Here is a 14,587-nt window from a genome sequence, read left to right as displayed (position 1 = left end):
CAGAGACATGTCCCCATTCCCCAAGTCCACGGTGCTCGGATATCCGAGGATCGGGCCGCGACGGGAGCTGAAGCGGGCACTGGAGTCGTACTGGGACGGGCGGTCGAGCCGGGCGGAGCTCGAGCGGGTAGGGGCCGAGATCAGGGAGCGGACCTGGCGCAGGCTCGCCGAGCTGGGGCTGGAAGGGCTGCCGTCCAACACGTTCTCGCTGTACGACCAGGTGCTGGACACGGCGGTGCTGCTGGGCGCGGTGCCCGCGCGCTACCGCGAGGCCGGCGACCCCTACTTCGCGATGGCCAGGGGCACCGAGGGGCTGGCGCCGCTGCGGATGACGAAGTGGTTCGACACGAACTACCACTACATCGTGCCGGAGATCGGCCCCGACACCGTGTTCAAGCTGGACGCGGCCAAGCCGCTCTCCGAGGTGCGCCAGGCGCGGGCGCTCGGGTACGAGACGCGGCCCGTGGTGGTGGGGCCGGTGACGTTCCTGCTGCTGGGCTCGGCGCTGGACCGGCTGGACGACGTGCTGGCCTGCTACGAGGAGCTGCTTTCCGCACTGGCCGCCGAGGGGGTGTCGTGGGTCCAGCTCGACGAGCCCGCGCTGGTCGGCGACCGGACCGCCGAAGAGCTGGCCGCCGTGCGCGCCGCCTACTCGCGGCTCGGCTCCCTCACCACCCGGCCCGGGCTCTTCGTGGCCTCCTACTTCGGCGACCTCGGTGAGGCCCTCCCGGTCCTGGCCGAGACCCCGGTGGAGGCCATCGGGATCGACCTCGTCCGCGGCGCCGTGCCCGCGCTCGACCTGACCGGCAAGACCGTGGTGGCGGGCGTGGTGTCCGGGCGCGACGTGTGGCGCACCTCGCCCGGTCGAGCCCTGGCCGCCCTGGGCGCCGTACGCGCCTCGGAGGTGGTGGTCAGCACGTCGTGCTCGCTGCTGCACGTCCCCTACGACGTGGAGGCCGAGCCGGAGCTGGACCCCGCGCTGAAGGGGCGGCTGGCGTTCGCCGAGCAGAAGGTGGCGGAGGTGGTGGCGCTCGCGCGGTCCCCGCTGCGGGACGCGCCACACACCGCGCCCTCCGTGGCGCTGCCCGCGCCCGTGGTGCCGGAGGAGCGCAGCCCGTACGCGGTGCGGGCGGCGGCGCAGGCCGAGCACCTGCGGCTGCCCGCGCTGCCGATCACCACGATCGGCTCGTTCCCGCAGACCGGCTCGCTGCGCGCCGCCCGGGCCGCGCTCGCTTCGGGCACGCTCTCGCAGGCCGACTACGAGCGGCAGGTCGAGGCCGAGATCGAGCGCGTCATCCGGGTCCAGGAACGCCTCGGGCTCGACGTCCTCGTACACGGGGAGCCGGAGCGCAACGACATGGTGCAGTACTTCGCCGAGCACCTCGACGGGTTCGCCGTCACCAGGAACGGCTGGGTCCAGTCGTACGGCTCCCGCTGCACCCGGCCGCCGATCCTGCACGGGGACGTCGGCCGCCCGTCGCCGATCACGGTGCGGTGGGCCACGTACGCGCAGTCGCTCACGGACAAGCCGGTCAAGGGCATGCTCACCGGACCCGTCACCATCGTGGCCTGGTCCTTCGTCCGCGACGACCTGCCGCTGCGCGACGTCGTGTTCCAGGTGGCGGACGCCGTCCGGGAGGAGGTCCGAGACCTGGAGGCGGCCGGGGTGTCGGTCATCCAGGTGGACGAACCCGCCCTTCGCGAGCTGCTCCCGCTCCGGCGGGCCGCGCAGGCCGACTACCTGGAGTGGGCGGTGGCCGCGTACCGCCGGGCCACGTCGGGGGCCTGCGACCGCACGCAGATCCACACCCACTTGTGCTACTCGGACGCCGACCAGATCCTGGCCGCCATCGACGGCCTGGACGCCGACGTGACCACCATCGAGTCGGCCCGCTCGGGAGCGCGCATCCTGGCCACGGTCGGGACCTTCGGGAGAGGGCTCGGGCCCGGCGTCTACGACATCCACTCGCCGCGGGTGCCCGCGGCCTCGGAGGTCGAGGACCTGCTGCGCCGGACGCTGGCGGCGCTGCCGGTGGAGCGGGTCTGGGTCAACCCGGACTGCGGGCTGAAGACCCGGACGTACGAGCAGGTGGAGGCGTCCTTGGCGAACGTGGTCACGGCCACCCGCCGGGTCCGTGCGGACCTTGACGCTCTTCAGGAAGCGTAGCGTTCGGTGAACTCCTCGATCGTCATGCCGAACAGGACCTCGTCGTCGTAACGGCCGTTGGCGTAGTGGCACCTGCGCCGGCGGCCCTCCTCGACGAACCCCAGCCGCCGGTGCAGCGCCAGCGACGCCTCGTTGGAGCCGTAGACTCCCGCCTCGGCCTTCTGGAAGCGGCGCTCGAAGAACATGTACCTCAGGAGCAGGACGACGGCCTCACCGGCGTACCCCTTGCGGTGGTGGGGCGTCCCGATGCCGATCCCGTACGCGAAGGTGCCGTGCACCCGGTCGACGCTGTGCGTGTTCATCATGCCGACCGGGGTGTTCCCGTCCCGGGTGGCGATCACCAGGCGCACCTCGTCCAGGCCCTGGGTCCGCTCGGCCAGCTCGGCGGCCCACTTCCTGGCCCGCGCCGCCGACTGCGGCGGGTGGAGGTGCTCTCCGCTCCTGACCGCGTCGGAGTATTCGTCGAAGGAGTGGAACGCCTCCCAGTCCTCGGGCTCGATAGCGCGCAACCGTACGAGCTGACCTACCCATGCCGACGTCATGCCCGGCAGCAAACCACGCCCCCGCACACCGCCGCGAACGGTTTTCCCGCCGGAGAGTGGCTCACCCGGGTCGAGGGACCCTCACCGATGCGCCACATTTCGGAGCCGTCCTATTGCGGGGATTCGGCGGCTCTTATAAAAACCCGCCGAATCCAGCTTTATTATTTGCTTTGATTGTGCTGTTCGTCATTCGGGGGCCGGCGCCATGGGGAGGTGCGCATGGGTTCTCAGCCCCAGCTGCTCGTCGTCAGCAGGGGAATGGCCGGGATCAGGTTCGACATTCCCGGCGGGCACACCGAGATCGGAAGTATGCGGGGTTCGGGGATCCTGCTGGAGGTCGACGGGGTCAGCCGGCGGCACGCGTCGCTCGACCGGAACGGCGACCATGTGGTCATCAACGATCTCGGGTCGCGAAACGGGACCTGGCTCAACGGTCACAAGATCGCCGGTGGTCAAGTGCTCCGTGACGGGGACCAGTTGCGGATGGGGTACGCGGAGCTGCGGTTCGTCCAGCCTTCCGGGACGGGTCCGTCGGCAGGTTACGAGTTCGGGGACGTACGCGGGCCGGTGAACGCGGGAAGCGGCATCCAGTACGTGGGCGGGCACCACCAGAACGCCGGCCGGGACATTTATGGCGACAGTTATGACGTTCAAGTCAACGCCGATTATGAGCCGTTCGACGAAGTCTTCCAGGGAAAAGGGTTCGGGCGCGTGCTCTTGGTCCTCGGCACGATGATCGCGCTCGCCGGGTTCGCTATTTGGTCGTCCCTCATCTTCGGCGCCATGACCTCCAACGATTTCTCGAACCCGATGACACAGGAGTTGATTCCCGGCATTCCCCAGGCACCGGCGGGTTTCGGTCTTTTCGTGGCCGGTGGGGTGCTCGCGGGGATCGGCTCGTCCATGTCCAAGGCCGCGCGCAAGCGCGCGGAGCAGCGCAGACGGCGGCGGCGCGGGCCGCGGCCCTAGGGAAAGGTGACGGCAATGGGGGAGACCTTCCGTTTCGGGAACGTCAGCGGGCCGGTGAACGCCGGGAGCGGCACACAGTACGTGGGCGGACATCACCAGACCGCCGGGCGGGACATCCATGGCGTCGCGGGACACCAGCTCGCCGGCCAGGGCCTCCACGCCGACCTGGACGCCATCAGGAGCGCCCTGGACGAGCTGAGGCTGTCCGCGGCCGAACGCCAGAGCGCGGAGCGCGAACTGTCCGCGGTCGAGGACGCGGTGGGCGGAGAGACCCCTGACAGGGAGCAGGCCGGCCGGCACCTCCAGGAGCTCACCTCGGGGCTGGAGCGCGCCGGAGCGCTCGCCGACGCCGGCGCCACGTTGATCGACGCCCTGGGCCGCATCGCCCAGTGGCTCGGCCCGCTGGGCGCCGGAGTACTCGCCCTCCTCGGCCACTGACGCCCAGAGGTCGGGCCGTGCCGCCCGACTGGGAGCACGTCCGAACTCCCTGCACGAATCGCCCTTCGCCGAGCCCGCAGCCATATGCGCCGGCCTGCCATGCCGCCGCTCGGCAGGAACCCGGCCCTGAGGATGACCCCCGTCCAGGAGGATGGGGACATGACGCACTACAGCAGGCTCTACAAGGTTGTGATCGACGTCCCGGAGGACGATCACGACAAGGAGATGACGTTCTGGCAGGAGGCGACCGGGCAGACGTTGACCCGGTTCGAGCGATACCCGGAGTACCACGGCGCTTTCTTACCTGGTGACGTGTTCGCCCTGCTCGTGCAACGACTCGGGACGGGCCCCGCGCGCGTGCATCTCGACATCCACACCGACGACCTGGAGGCGGAGACCGCACGCCTGGAGGCCCTCGGGGCCCGACGGCTGCGGCTGGTAAACGATCATTGGTGCGTCATGGAGGACCCCGCCGGACTGCCCTTCTGCGTCATCCCCCAGCCTCCGGGCTCCCTGAACGACCAGAACGCCCAACGCTGGGACGACTGACACCGCCTGACCGGCGACGGACCACGCGTGCCTCGTCTTCGCCGCCTTGGCGGTCAGCCGGTGAAATGAGCCGACTCAGGGCTCATCGCGAACCGTTTTCGCACCCTAGCGATGCAGACCAACCAACGCCTGAGCTCTCTGAGCGCGAAGCGCTCCTGGCGAAGACCTTTGGCCCGGGGGCTCCAGTAGGCCCACCCCGGAATCGGGCAACGCTTGTGTGACCTAGCCGAAGGTCCAGGCCAGGTGGGTCAGGGCGGCTTCGGCGTAGTGGTGGGGGCCCGTGCTCAGGCCGTACGCCAGGTCCTCGATGAGTGCGCATCTCGCGTAGAAGAGAACCCGGGCGCGGTCCGCCTCGTCCAGGGCGAAGGCGTAGTGCGACACTGTCAGCTCGAAGATCTCCGGCCCCAGGTCGCGGTAGATCAGGGCGAAGTCGTGGGCCGGGTCGGTGAGGGCGGCGTCGGTCCAGTCGATGACGCCGGTGATCGTGCTGGTGGCCGCGTCCGCCAGCAGGTGCTCGGTGCCCAGGTCGTTGTGGCAGAAGCGGAGCTCGCCGGCCTCGTCCGGCGGCGGTTCCCGGAGGAAGCGCTCCACCAGGTGGCGCTGTTCCTCCGGGACGTGGGCCTCGACGTCGCGGTAGTCGAGCTCGGCGTCCTGGAGGAGGGTCAGCGCCGGGTAGGTGTCCAGCGGCGCGAGGTCGCGCATCCTGTCAGGAGAGGCGCCGTGCAGGGCGCTGAGGAACTCGGCCAGGGGCTGGGCCAGGAGCCGGGGGTCGGCGGCGGGGTGCCGGTTGAGGGGCTCGCCCGGGAGCTTGCTGTACGCGATCGCCCCCGACTCGTCGTCGGCGAAGACCACCTCGGGGACCGGTAGCGGTGACAGCTCCCTGACGGCCGCCAGGCGGGCGACCTCCTGGCGGTTCTCCTCGGGGGTCGTCGCCTTGTTACGCCGTACCAGTAATTCGTTGTTGACCTCGTACACCGTGTTGTCGAGGCCCTGGCCCAGCCGATCGATGGAGCGCACCCGATAGTCGGGGAGGTGGCGGGCCAGCAGCGCGCGGATTTCGCCAGTCACACCCGCAGCCTAAGCCCCCGCTACTTGAGGGCTCCAGAGGTCAGGCCGCTCTGGATCTGACGTTGGAAGACCGTGTAGACCGCCAGCATCGGCAGGATCGCCAGGGTCAGGGCGGCGAAGAGGGCCGACCAGTCCTGGTCGTATCCGGCGGCGGTGGAGATGTCGGCGATGCCCATGGGGAGGACCCACTTGTCGCGCTCCTGCAGCAGCACCAGGGGCAGCTGGTACTGGTTCCACTGGCCCAGGATGTTGAAGATCGTGATGCTGATGATGCCCGGCTTGGCCATCGGCAGCATGATCTGGAAGAAGACGCGGGTGTGCGACGCGCCGTCCACCATCGCCGCCTCCCCCACCGCCGTGGGCAGCGTGCGGAAGAACGCCGACAGGAAGAAGACCGTGAACGGCATCGAGTACGCGATGTAGACCAGGACCAGGCCCGCGTGCGTGTTCAGGCCGATGAAGGGGCCGATGAGCGGCACGTTGCCCATGTTCTGGACGACGAAGAAGAGCGGGGTCAGGGCCAGGTAGACGGGAAAGGCCAGACCCGAGACGAAGAGCAGGTAGATCGCCCGGTTGCCGCGAAAGGGATAACGCGCCAGCACGTACGCCGCCATCGACCCGATGAGCATCGTCCCGAACGTGCTGAACGCCACGACGATGACGCTGTTGAGCATGTACTGCCCGATGTGCGCCTGTTCCCAGGCCCTGGCGAAGTTGTCCCAGTGCAGCGTGGCCGGCAGCGACCAGGCGTCACCGAAGATCTCGTCCTCGCTCTTGACCGAGGCCAGGAACGTCCACAGGATCGGCACGATCACCAGCAGCGCCCAGATCAGCAGCGCGACATGCGTCAGCACGCCCAGCGGGCCGAGCCGGCGCCTGCGCTCCTGGCGGGCGAGCCTGCGGGAGTTCGCCGCCGTCCACGAGATCGTCGTTGTCATCAGTACTCGATTCGTTCGCGCCGCGAGAGGCGCAGCGAGAGGATCGCGAAGCCGACGGTGAAGAGGAACATGATCACGCCCAGCGCCGAGGCGTAGCCGAAGCGGAAGTACTGGAACGCGTTGCGGTAGATCTCGGCGGCCATGACCGTGGTCGACCAGTCGGGGCCGCCGTGCTGGTCGGTCATCACCCAGACGATCGCGAACACGTCCAGCGCCACGATCCCCAGATAGACCCAGGCCACCTGGACGGTGTCCCAGAGCAGCGGCAGCGTGATGCGGAAGAACAGGCTCACCCGGCCGGCCCCGTCGATCTGCGCGGCCTCGAACATGTCCCTGGGGATGGAGGCCAGGCCGGCGGAGAAGAGCACCACGTAGAAGCCGACCGCCTGCCACACCATGACGCCCAGCACCGACCAGAACGCCACGTCGGGATCGGACAGGAAGCCGATCGGCTTGACCCCGAGCGCCATCAACGGGCCGTTCAGCATGCCGCTGCCGTCCGGCCGGAACACCTGCTGGAACAGCACCGCCACCACCGTGACGGCCAGGACCTGCGGGAAGAAGAACACCACGCGGTAGAACTTCGACCCGCGGATCCCCGACGTGCCCTGCGCGCCGCCCACGTTGAGGAGGAAGGCGAAGAACAGGGCGATGACGATCGTGATCAGCGGCAGCAGCACGAGCAGCGCGCCGTTGTGCGTGACGGCCTTCCAGAACGTGCCGTCGCCGAAGAGCCGCTTGAAGTTGTCCAGGCCGATGAACCTGGGCGTGGCCGTCACGCCGCGCCAGTCGGTCATCGCGATGTAGAACGCCTGGATGTACGGCGAGATCACGTAGACCAGGTAGAGGATCACCGGGGCTGCCAGGAACGAGGTGATGAACAGCCCGCGGCGATACCTGTTGAACATCATCAGCGCTTGTACTTCTTGATCGAGGAGTCGTTCTTGATCTCGTCGGCCTTCTTCTGCAGGCGCTCGAGGTAGGCGTCCGGCTTGAGCCCGCCGGTCATCAGCTCGCCGGTGGCGGCGATGGCCTCGTCCTTGAGCTGGGCGTACCAGGTCTGCCAGCGGTAGTAGACGACGTTCGTGCCCGCGGCGGCGAACGCCTTGGTCGCGCTCTCGGCGCCCGGCGACAGCTGCCGTCCCTCGCCCGCGCCCTTCACCACGGAGACCGTCTTGACCATCTCGCTGAAGTCGCCCGCCGCCTTCTTCGACAGCATGGCCCGCAGGTACTCCATGCCGCCCTGCGGGTTGGGGGACTTGGAGGGCACGATGAAGTTCTCGCTCGGCTGGCTGTGCAGGGTGCCGTACGGCAGCTTGTCGGAGCTGCCGAAGTCGGGGATCGGGAACATCCCGTACTCGAAGTCGGCCGGGGTGGTCGTCTTCTGCTCGTTCTCCAGCCAGGAGCCGGAGGGCAGCATGGCGACCTTGTACTTGTTCTGGGCCGTCTGGGTCTGCACGTGGTCGAGGCCGGCGGTGCCCTCCATGAGGTACTTCGCGCCGATCTCCGCCCAGGCGGTGGCCGAGGTCTTCATGGCGTCGCTCTTCCAGGCGCCGTCCTCGAGGTTGTCGATGTTGACGAGCACCTCGGCGCCGCCGATCTTGGCGGCCATGGTGAGCAGCGGCTCGTACAGGTACTGCGGGAACTTCCCGGCGTAGGTGAAGGGCGCCATCTTGCCGGACTTCTTGATGGTCTCGCAGAGCTTGAGGAACTCGTCCCAGGTCTTCGGGGCCTCCCAGCCGTTGTCGCGGAAGGCCTTCTGCGAGTACCAGATGCCGAAGATGTAGTTCACGTAGCCGAGCACGCTGAAGGTGCCGTCGTACGTGCCGAGGTCGATGACGGCCTGGTCGATGGTGTCGCGGACCTTGGTGTTCGGGTCGTCCCAGCTGGGCGCGTCGAGCAGCGGGGTGAGGTCCTGGAGCTGGCCGTCCTGGGCGAGCGCGCCGAAGTCCATGGCGTTGGCGCCGGAGTTGTCGATCACGTCCGGCGGGTTGCCGCCGGCGAAGCGCGGCTGGAGGACCTTGGTGATCTCCTTGGTCGCGTTGTGCTTGATCTCGACGTTCGGGTGCTTGCCCTTGAAGAGCGGCTGGTGGATGTTCTTGGCGTAGTCCTGGCCGAAGCCGCCGTCGAAGATCCACACCTCCAGCGGCTTGTTGTCCGCCATGCCGAACGGGTTGGCCGCGCTGGTCGCGACCGGTGCCGCCGAGGACGACGCGGTGGGCTTGGCGGCCGGCGTGGCGCAGGCGGCCAGCGCCCCCGCCACGGGTACGAGTGCGGCGCCGCGAAGGAGTTCACGCCGGCTGATATGGGGGGTGTTGGGCATATGACTGCTCCTGACTTGTCTATGATCCGCGTCGGATACGGCCTGCGTAGCGGCTCTCCAGCGCCTTGTTGTGCTCGTCGCCGCCGGTCACGTTGACCGACATGTAGATCGGGGGCGTCTCGCCCATGGCCACGAGCTCGTCCACCGCCCGGGTGACCACCATCTGCGCGAGCAGCGCCGAGGTGACCGTGGACACGGCTCCGTACGTGCCGCCGCCGGGCAGCTCGAGGATGGCGTCGCCGTACGGCGCCCCGTTGTCCAGCACGACGTCGGCCAGGTCGAGCAGCTTGCGGCCCGACGGGTGGCGCGAGGTCATCTGGGTGCTGTGCTTGACCGAGGTGAGCGCGATCAGCGGGTGCCCGCGCTCCTTGACGAGCGTGGCCAGCTCGACGACCGTGCCGTTCACGCCGGAGCTGGAGATCAGCACGAACACGTCCTGCGGCGCCACCGGCGCCAGGTCGTAGATCTCGTGCGCGATGGCCGGGTCGCGCTCCAGCTCGGAGGTCAGCACGCCGGGCGCGTGGCCTCCGTACAGGACGAGGTCCCTGGGTGAGAGGCGGTTGCTGGGGACGAGGCCGCCGGCCCGTCCGGCGATCTCCATGGCGATGGCCTCGGAGTGCCCCGAGCCGAACGCGTTGACCACGCCGCCCGCCCGGATCGAGGCCACGATCAGCGCGGCCGCCTCCCGTACCGGCTCGGCCTGGCTCTCCGTGACCTGGCGTGCCAGATCGAGGACCTCGGTTGCGTACGTCATTCAGCCTCTCTCCACCCGATGGCTCTCCACGGCGCTGATCGTGCGCTCGAACGCCTCGTTGGTGCGCTCGTAGGTGCTCTGGGCCACCGCCACGTACACGGCGTCCAGCACGAACAGCTGCGAATGGACGGCGGCCAGCCCGCCGAGCCGGAACGTGGTCTCCCTGCTGGCCGTGGTCAGCACCAGGTCTGCCAGCTCGGCCAGCGGCGAGCGGGCGAAGGAGGTGACCGCGACCGTCAGCGCGCCGTGGCTGCCGGCCTCGGCCAGCGCCTCCATGACCTCGCGGGTGCGGCCCCGGTGGCTGATGCCGATGGCCACGTCGCCCTCCTTGAGCAGGGCCGCCTCCGACAGCGCCACGTGCGCGTCGCCGGCGCTCCAGCCGGGGACGCCGATGCGGCGCAGCCGGCCCTCGAACATGGCGGCGACGTTACCGCTGGTGGAGACGCCGACCAGGAGCACGCGCGGCGCGGCCACGATCGCGTCGGCCACCTTGGCGACGATGTCGAGGTCGAGCTGCGCGGCGGTGTCCTGGATGAGCCTGGCGTCGGCGGCGGCCATCACCTCGATGGCCGAGTCGAGCGGGTCGTCGGGGCCGATCTCGTGGCCGACGCCCGCTCCCCACCCCGCCTGCGCGGCCCGGCCGGTCTCGGTGGCGAGCGCGACGCGCAGCTCGGCGTACCCCGAGAAGCCGAACGCCCGGCAGAACCTCGTCACGGTCGCAGGCGAGCTGCCGGCCCGCTCGGCGAGCGCGATGATGGTCGAACGCGCTGCCTCGGCAGGATCGCCGAGAATCACCTCGCCGACCCTGCGCAAAGCTTCCGGCAAACCGGGTAGTTCTGTTTCGACGCGCCCAAGCGCTCCTGAAGTCACGAATATTCCTTCCGAATACCCGGTCTTCTGGCGAAAATTATTCTTGCTTCCGGTCCGCGTCAACCCCCAGACTCGGACCGTGACTGAATCGCTAGTGGTCGGTGTCGACGCCGGGGCCACGTCCACGCGGGTCGCCGTCCACGCGCTCGACGGCACCAGGGTCGGCTACGCCCGAGCCGGCGCGGGCAATCCCACTGCTCACGGGCTGGGCAAGGCGGTGGCCAACGTGGCCGCCGCGCTCGGTGAGGCGCTGGGGACGCATGACGGCCGGCGGGTCGTGGCGTCGCTGACCGGGGTGGCGGGGCACGTGGCGGAGATGGTGCCCGAGCTGGCGAAGGTCTGGGCCGGGCACGGCATCGGGGAGGGGCCGCGCTACATGGGCGACACGCCGATCGCCTACGCCGCGGGCTCGCCGGAGCCCGACGGCTCGCTGCTGCTGTCGGGCACGGGGGCGGTGGCGGCCAGGATCGTGGACTTCCGGCTCGACGCCATCGCCGACGGGCTGGGCTGGCTGCTGGGCGACGAGGGGTCGGGCTTCTGGATCGGCCGCCAGGCCGTCAAGGAGGTGGTCGGCGCCCTCGACCGCGGCGCGCCGCCCACCGGCGCGTTGGCCGAGCTCGTGGTCGAGCACTTCCTCGGCGAGGAGCGACCCGCCGTGCCGCGTGCCGTCGCCGATCGCATCGTACGGCTGGCGCAGGCCGACCACATGCGGCTGGCCGCGCTGTCCTCGCTGGTCAGCCAGGCGGCCGAGGCAGGCGACGAGGCGGCGCTCAAGGTCACGCGGGAGGCCGCCGAGCGCCTGGTCGCCACGCTCGGACGCGTACACGTGTCCGGTCCGGTGGTGCTCGCCGGAAGCGTGCTCACCAGCGAGGGTCCGGTACGCCAGGCGGTGGTGAAGCTCCTGGCGGACAAGAACGTCACGACCGCGGGGGACGCGGCGGGCGCGGCGGCCTGGCTGGCGGCCCGGGACCTGCTCCCGGAGGCGGACGCGAAGGCCCTGCACGCCGCGTTCACCGCCGTCAGCCCTTGACGGCCCCCGCCGTCATCCCGGTGCCCACCCGGCGCTGCAGGAACAGGAAGAGCAGCAGCGCGGGCAGCGCGAACAGGCTGGCGGCGGCCATCGTGGCGCCCCAGTCCGTGCCGAAGACGTCGCGGAACGACGAAAGCCACACCGGCAGCGTGCGCTTGTCCTGGTCCTTGATGATCAGCACGTTCACGAACGCGAACTCGTTCCACGCCGTGATGAACCCGAACAGCGACGTCGCCATCAGCCCGGGCGCCAGCAGCGGGAAGACCACCCGCCGGAAGGCGGCCAGGCGGCCGCACCCGTCCACCTGCGCCGCCTCCTCCAGCTCCGGCGGGATCGCGGCCAGGAACCCGCGCAGCGTCACGATCGTGAACGGCAACGTGATCATGAAGTAGACGCCGGTCAGCATCGCCAGCGAGTCCAGCAGCTCGGTGTCCCTGGCGATGATGAACACCGGCACCAGCAGCGCCTCCCACGGCGCCATCTGCGCCGCGAACACCGCGATCACGAACGCCCCTCTCCCCCGCCAGCGCATCCTGGCCACCGCGAACGCCGCCAGCAGCGCCGTCACCAGCGCGACCAGCACCGCGACCACGGTGACGACGAGGCTGTTGCGCCAGTAGGTCCAGAACCCCGGCGCGTTCACCGCCGTCACGAAGTGCTCCAGGGTCGGGTGCGCCGGCCAGAACGTCGGCGTGGCCGCCTGGATCTCCCCGGTCGGCTTGAACGCGGTCAGGAACATCCAGTAGACGGGGAAGATCGTCATCACGAGCACGACGACCGCGGCCGCGTTGAGCGTCAGCCTCTTCACTGGCGGACCATCCTTCGCAGGTTGCTGACCAGGGCGACGGCGAGGATGACGACGGTGAGCATGGCGACCGCCGAGCCCAGGTCGTACCGGTGCAGCACCCGGGCGATCTTGAACGCGTACACCGGAAGGGTGGTCGTGGCGCCGTCCGGGCCGCCCTGGCTGAGCACCCAGATCTGCGGGAAGCACTTGGCCACCCAGATCACCTCCAGCGAGGCGACCAGGGCGAACAGCTGCCGCAGCATCGGCAGCGTGACCTTCCAGAAGACCTGCCGGCCGGTGCCGCCGTCGATCCGGGCGGACTCGTACAGCTCCACCGGGATGGTGGTCAGCCCGGCGTAGAGGGTGAGCGCGGCGAACGGCACCGACTGCCACACGACGAGGACCACGAGCACGGCGAACGTGGCCGTGCCGTCGGCGAACCACGGGTAGCCGCGGAAGGAGTCGAACCCGAGCGCGACCAGTAGCCAGTTCACCACGCCGAGCTCCGACTGGAACAGCCACTGGAACACCGTCGTGGCGGCGATGATCGGGGTGGCCCAGGCCAGGGCGAGGGCGCTCATCAGGGCCAGGCGCAGCCCGCGGCGCAGGCGGGCGAGCATCAGCGCCACGCCGGTGGACAGGACCACGATCAGCACCACGTTGATCGCGGTCCACCCCAGCGTGCGCCACAGCACCCGCCAGAACTCCTCGCCGGCCAGCAGTTCGGCGTAGTTGTCCAGACCGGCGAAGGCCGCGCCGCCCCTGATCAGCTCCCCCATGCGGAAGTGCTGGAAGGAGATCACCGCGGCCTTGAGCATCGGGTAGAGCAGGAGGAAGGCCCCGCCCGCCACCGTGGGCGCGATGAGCAGGTAGGGCCACGGGCTCCTGGTGCCGCGCATTCAGGACCCGCTGTTCAGGGTCGTGGTGATGGACTCCGAGACCTTCTTCGCCTCCGTCGCGGGGTCGGCGCCGGTGAGCACGGCGGTCATGTACTGCTTGATCACGGAGGTGGCCTCGACGGCGGCCCAGTTGGGGGTGTTCGGGGTGGCGCGGCCGCCCGCGGCGCCCTTCGCCATGGCCGCGGTGCCCTCGTCGCCGTCCAGCACGCCGGCCAGCGAGGTGCGGTTGGGCACGAAGCTCATCGTCTTGGCCAGCTCGGTCTGGAACTGCTCCCCGGACAGGGCTCTGACCAGCTCGTACGCCGCCTCCTGGCGTTTGGACGCGGCCGGGACGATCAGGTCGGAGCCGCCCGTGAAGACGGTGCCGGGCCTGTCGGCCGTCTTGCCCGGGATGGTGAAGAAGCCCATCTTGTCCTTCAGCTTGGGGTCCACCTCCAGGACGCGGGCGGCGATGCCGGGGACGGCGATGATCTGGGCCACCTTGCCCTGGGCGAAGACCTCGTGCTGGGGCGGGTTGGCCTCGTCGGCGTCCTTGGGGCCCTTGCCGAGCGCTTGGAGGCGCTTGTAGAAGTCCATGCCGGCCAGGGCCTGCGGGGTGTCGAGGGCGCCCTTCCACTTGCCGCCCTCCTGGACGGCCAGGTCGCCGCCCTCGTCCCAGATGAAGCCGGCCAGGGCGTACCAGGTCTGTCCGGTCAGATAGATGCCCTGATTTCCGTTTTTATTTAGTTTTGCGGTGATATTTAGCCATTCATCCCGCGTTTTCGGCGGCTCCTTGATGCCGGCCCCGGCGAACAGGTCCTTGTTGTAGACGACCACGCGGTTGGCGGCGTACCAGGGGATCCCGTACTGCTTGCCGTCGACCTTGCCCGGCTGGGCCAGGCCCGGCAGCCAGTCCTCGCCCTTGAGCTCGGCGACCTTGCCGGTCAGGTCGGTGACGCCGCCGCTGGCCGAGTACTGGGCGACCTGGGTGTTGCCCACCTCGATCACGTCGGGGGCGTCGGTGCTGGCCAGGGCCGCGGTGACGCGCTCGCCGATGCCGTCCCACGCCTGGATCTGGATGTCGAGGTCCACGCCCTTGTGCGCCGCCTCGTACTCGGTCTCGAACTTCTTCAGCAGGTCCTGCGTGACGCTGCCGTCCATGATCCAGACGGTCAGCCTGGCGGGGCCCGCGGACGTCTTGGGCTCCTCGGCGGCGCCGCACGCGGCCACCGCGAACACGGCCGCCAGGGCCAGGATGCGGTTCTTCATGGCGA

Annotated in this window: 15 protein-coding genes; 5 read left to right on the top strand and 10 right to left on the bottom strand. The window is 69.7% G+C overall.

The features are described from left to right. The first annotated feature begins 7 nt into the window (after positions 1-7). The gene (metE, locus tag ACIHFD_RS16355; RefSeq protein ID WP_397367569.1) at positions 8-2,167 is read left to right on the top strand and encodes a 5-methyltetrahydropteroyltriglutamate--homocysteine S-methyltransferase; all 2,160 of its coding nucleotides are present in this window, start codon (positions 8-10) and stop codon (positions 2,165-2,167) included. Here metE and ACIHFD_RS16350 read toward each other — a convergent pair. Next, positions 2,155-2,709 carry a GNAT family N-acetyltransferase gene (locus ACIHFD_RS16350; protein WP_397367568.1) on the bottom strand — a complete coding sequence of 185 codons (555 nt, stop codon included), beginning with the start codon at positions 2,707-2,709 and terminating at the stop codon, positions 2,155-2,157. The two genes, metE and ACIHFD_RS16350, sit on opposite strands and share 13 nt — an antisense overlap. A gap of 258 nt (positions 2,710-2,967) precedes the next feature. Here ACIHFD_RS16350 and ACIHFD_RS16345 point away from each other — a divergent pair, with 258 nt between their 5' ends. The 3 genes from ACIHFD_RS16345 to ACIHFD_RS16335 all read left to right on the top strand — a co-directional run bounded on the left by ACIHFD_RS16345 (position 2,968) and on the right by ACIHFD_RS16335 (position 4,665). Continuing rightward, positions 2,968-3,678, top strand: a complete 711-nt coding sequence (locus ACIHFD_RS16345; protein WP_397367566.1) for an FHA domain-containing protein — start codon at positions 2,968-2,970, stop codon at positions 3,676-3,678. Between the two features lie 15 nt (positions 3,679-3,693). After that, positions 3,694-4,116 (top strand): hypothetical protein, encoded by a 423-nt coding sequence (locus ACIHFD_RS16340; protein ID WP_397367565.1) that lies wholly within the window; start codon positions 3,694-3,696, stop codon positions 4,114-4,116. Positions 4,117-4,275: 159 nt separating this feature from the next. Next, complete coding sequence (locus tag ACIHFD_RS16335; RefSeq protein ID WP_355201514.1) at positions 4,276-4,665, top strand: VOC family protein; 390 nt, start codon at positions 4,276-4,278, stop codon at positions 4,663-4,665. A gap of 222 nt (positions 4,666-4,887) precedes the next feature. Here the strand turns inward: ACIHFD_RS16335 and ACIHFD_RS16330 are convergent, their stop codons facing one another. From ACIHFD_RS16330 to ACIHFD_RS16305, 6 genes are read right to left on the bottom strand one after another with little or no spacing between them, the layout of a single operon-like run. Then, positions 4,888-5,733, bottom strand: coding sequence for a phosphotransferase family protein (locus ACIHFD_RS16330; protein ID WP_397367564.1), 846 nt, complete (start codon positions 5,731-5,733; stop codon positions 4,888-4,890). Positions 5,734-5,753: 20 nt separating this feature from the next. After that, the gene (locus ACIHFD_RS16325; protein WP_397367563.1) at positions 5,754-6,671 is read right to left on the bottom strand and encodes a carbohydrate ABC transporter permease; all 918 of its coding nucleotides are present in this window, start codon (positions 6,669-6,671) and stop codon (positions 5,754-5,756) included. After that, a complete protein-coding gene (locus tag ACIHFD_RS16320; RefSeq protein WP_397367562.1) occupies positions 6,671-7,582 on the bottom strand; it encodes a carbohydrate ABC transporter permease in 912 nt (303 codons plus the stop codon). The genes ACIHFD_RS16325 and ACIHFD_RS16320 overlap by 1 nt, the downstream gene beginning before the upstream one ends. Continuing rightward, entirely contained in the window at positions 7,582-8,994 is a 1,413-nt protein-coding gene (gene ngcE / locus ACIHFD_RS16315) for an N-acetylglucosamine/diacetylchitobiose ABC transporter substrate-binding protein (RefSeq protein WP_364747568.1), read from the bottom strand. Before ngcE ends, ACIHFD_RS16320 begins: the two co-directional genes overlap by 1 nt. A 19-nt stretch (positions 8,995-9,013) precedes the next feature. After that, positions 9,014-9,748 carry an SIS domain-containing protein gene (locus tag ACIHFD_RS16310; RefSeq protein ID WP_350724543.1) on the bottom strand — a complete coding sequence of 245 codons (735 nt, stop codon included), beginning with the start codon at positions 9,746-9,748 and terminating at the stop codon, positions 9,014-9,016. Beyond that, a complete protein-coding gene (locus tag ACIHFD_RS16305; RefSeq protein WP_397367560.1) occupies positions 9,749-10,618 on the bottom strand; it encodes a MurR/RpiR family transcriptional regulator in 870 nt (289 codons plus the stop codon). Positions 10,619-10,697: 79 nt separating this feature from the next. On the opposite strand from ACIHFD_RS16305, the gene ACIHFD_RS16300 reads away from it, so the two are divergent. Continuing rightward, positions 10,698-11,648, top strand: coding sequence for an N-acetylglucosamine kinase (locus tag ACIHFD_RS16300; protein WP_397367559.1), 951 nt, complete (start codon positions 10,698-10,700; stop codon positions 11,646-11,648). Here the strand turns inward: ACIHFD_RS16300 and ACIHFD_RS16295 are convergent. The 3 genes from ACIHFD_RS16295 to ACIHFD_RS16285 are packed head-to-tail and all read right to left on the bottom strand — an operon-like array spanning position 11,638 to position 14,582. After that, the gene (locus ACIHFD_RS16295) at positions 11,638-12,456 is read right to left on the bottom strand and encodes a carbohydrate ABC transporter permease (protein WP_350724538.1); all 819 of its coding nucleotides are present in this window, start codon (positions 12,454-12,456) and stop codon (positions 11,638-11,640) included. The genes ACIHFD_RS16300 and ACIHFD_RS16295 overlap by 11 nt on opposite strands. Further along, on the bottom strand, positions 12,453-13,334 hold the full coding sequence (locus tag ACIHFD_RS16290; RefSeq protein ID WP_363967799.1) for a sugar ABC transporter permease: 882 nt from the start codon (positions 13,332-13,334) through the stop codon (positions 12,453-12,455). The genes ACIHFD_RS16295 and ACIHFD_RS16290 overlap by 4 nt, the downstream gene beginning before the upstream one ends. Then, entirely contained in the window at positions 13,335-14,582 is a 1,248-nt protein-coding gene (locus ACIHFD_RS16285) for an extracellular solute-binding protein (protein ID WP_363967801.1), read from the bottom strand. Positions 14,583-14,587 lie beyond the last annotated feature (5 nt).

The sequence above is a fragment of the Nonomuraea sp. NPDC051941 genome (genome assembly GCF_044593615.1).
This window is presented reverse-complemented; position numbering and strand designations above follow the sequence as displayed.

Bases quoted from the DNA above. Each gene is read 5' to 3' on its own strand.
- metE (WP_397367569.1), top strand. From the start codon at position 8: ATGTCCCCATTCCCCAAGTCCACGGTGCTCGGATATCCGAGGATCGGG.
- ACIHFD_RS16350 (WP_397367568.1), bottom strand. From the start codon at position 2,709: ATGACGTCGGCATGGGTAGGTCAGCTCGTACGGTTGCGCGCTATCGAG.
- ACIHFD_RS16345 (WP_397367566.1), top strand. From the start codon at position 2,968: ATGGCCGGGATCAGGTTCGACATTCCCGGCGGGCACACCGAGATCGGA.
- ACIHFD_RS16340 (WP_397367565.1), top strand. From the start codon at position 3,694: ATGGGGGAGACCTTCCGTTTCGGGAACGTCAGCGGGCCGGTGAACGCC.
- ACIHFD_RS16335 (WP_355201514.1), top strand. From the start codon at position 4,276: ATGACGCACTACAGCAGGCTCTACAAGGTTGTGATCGACGTCCCGGAG.
- ACIHFD_RS16325 (WP_397367563.1), bottom strand. From the start codon at position 6,671: ATGACAACGACGATCTCGTGGACGGCGGCGAACTCCCGCAGGCTCGCC.
- ACIHFD_RS16320 (WP_397367562.1), bottom strand. From the start codon at position 7,582: ATGATGTTCAACAGGTATCGCCGCGGGCTGTTCATCACCTCGTTCCTG.
- ngcE (WP_364747568.1), bottom strand. From the start codon at position 8,994: ATGCCCAACACCCCCCATATCAGCCGGCGTGAACTCCTTCGCGGCGCC.
- ACIHFD_RS16310 (WP_350724543.1), bottom strand. From the start codon at position 9,748: ATGACGTACGCAACCGAGGTCCTCGATCTGGCACGCCAGGTCACGGAG.
- ACIHFD_RS16290 (WP_363967799.1), bottom strand. From the start codon at position 13,334: ATGCGCGGCACCAGGAGCCCGTGGCCCTACCTGCTCATCGCGCCCACG.
- ACIHFD_RS16285 (WP_363967801.1), bottom strand. From the start codon at position 14,582: ATGAAGAACCGCATCCTGGCCCTGGCGGCCGTGTTCGCGGTGGCCGCG.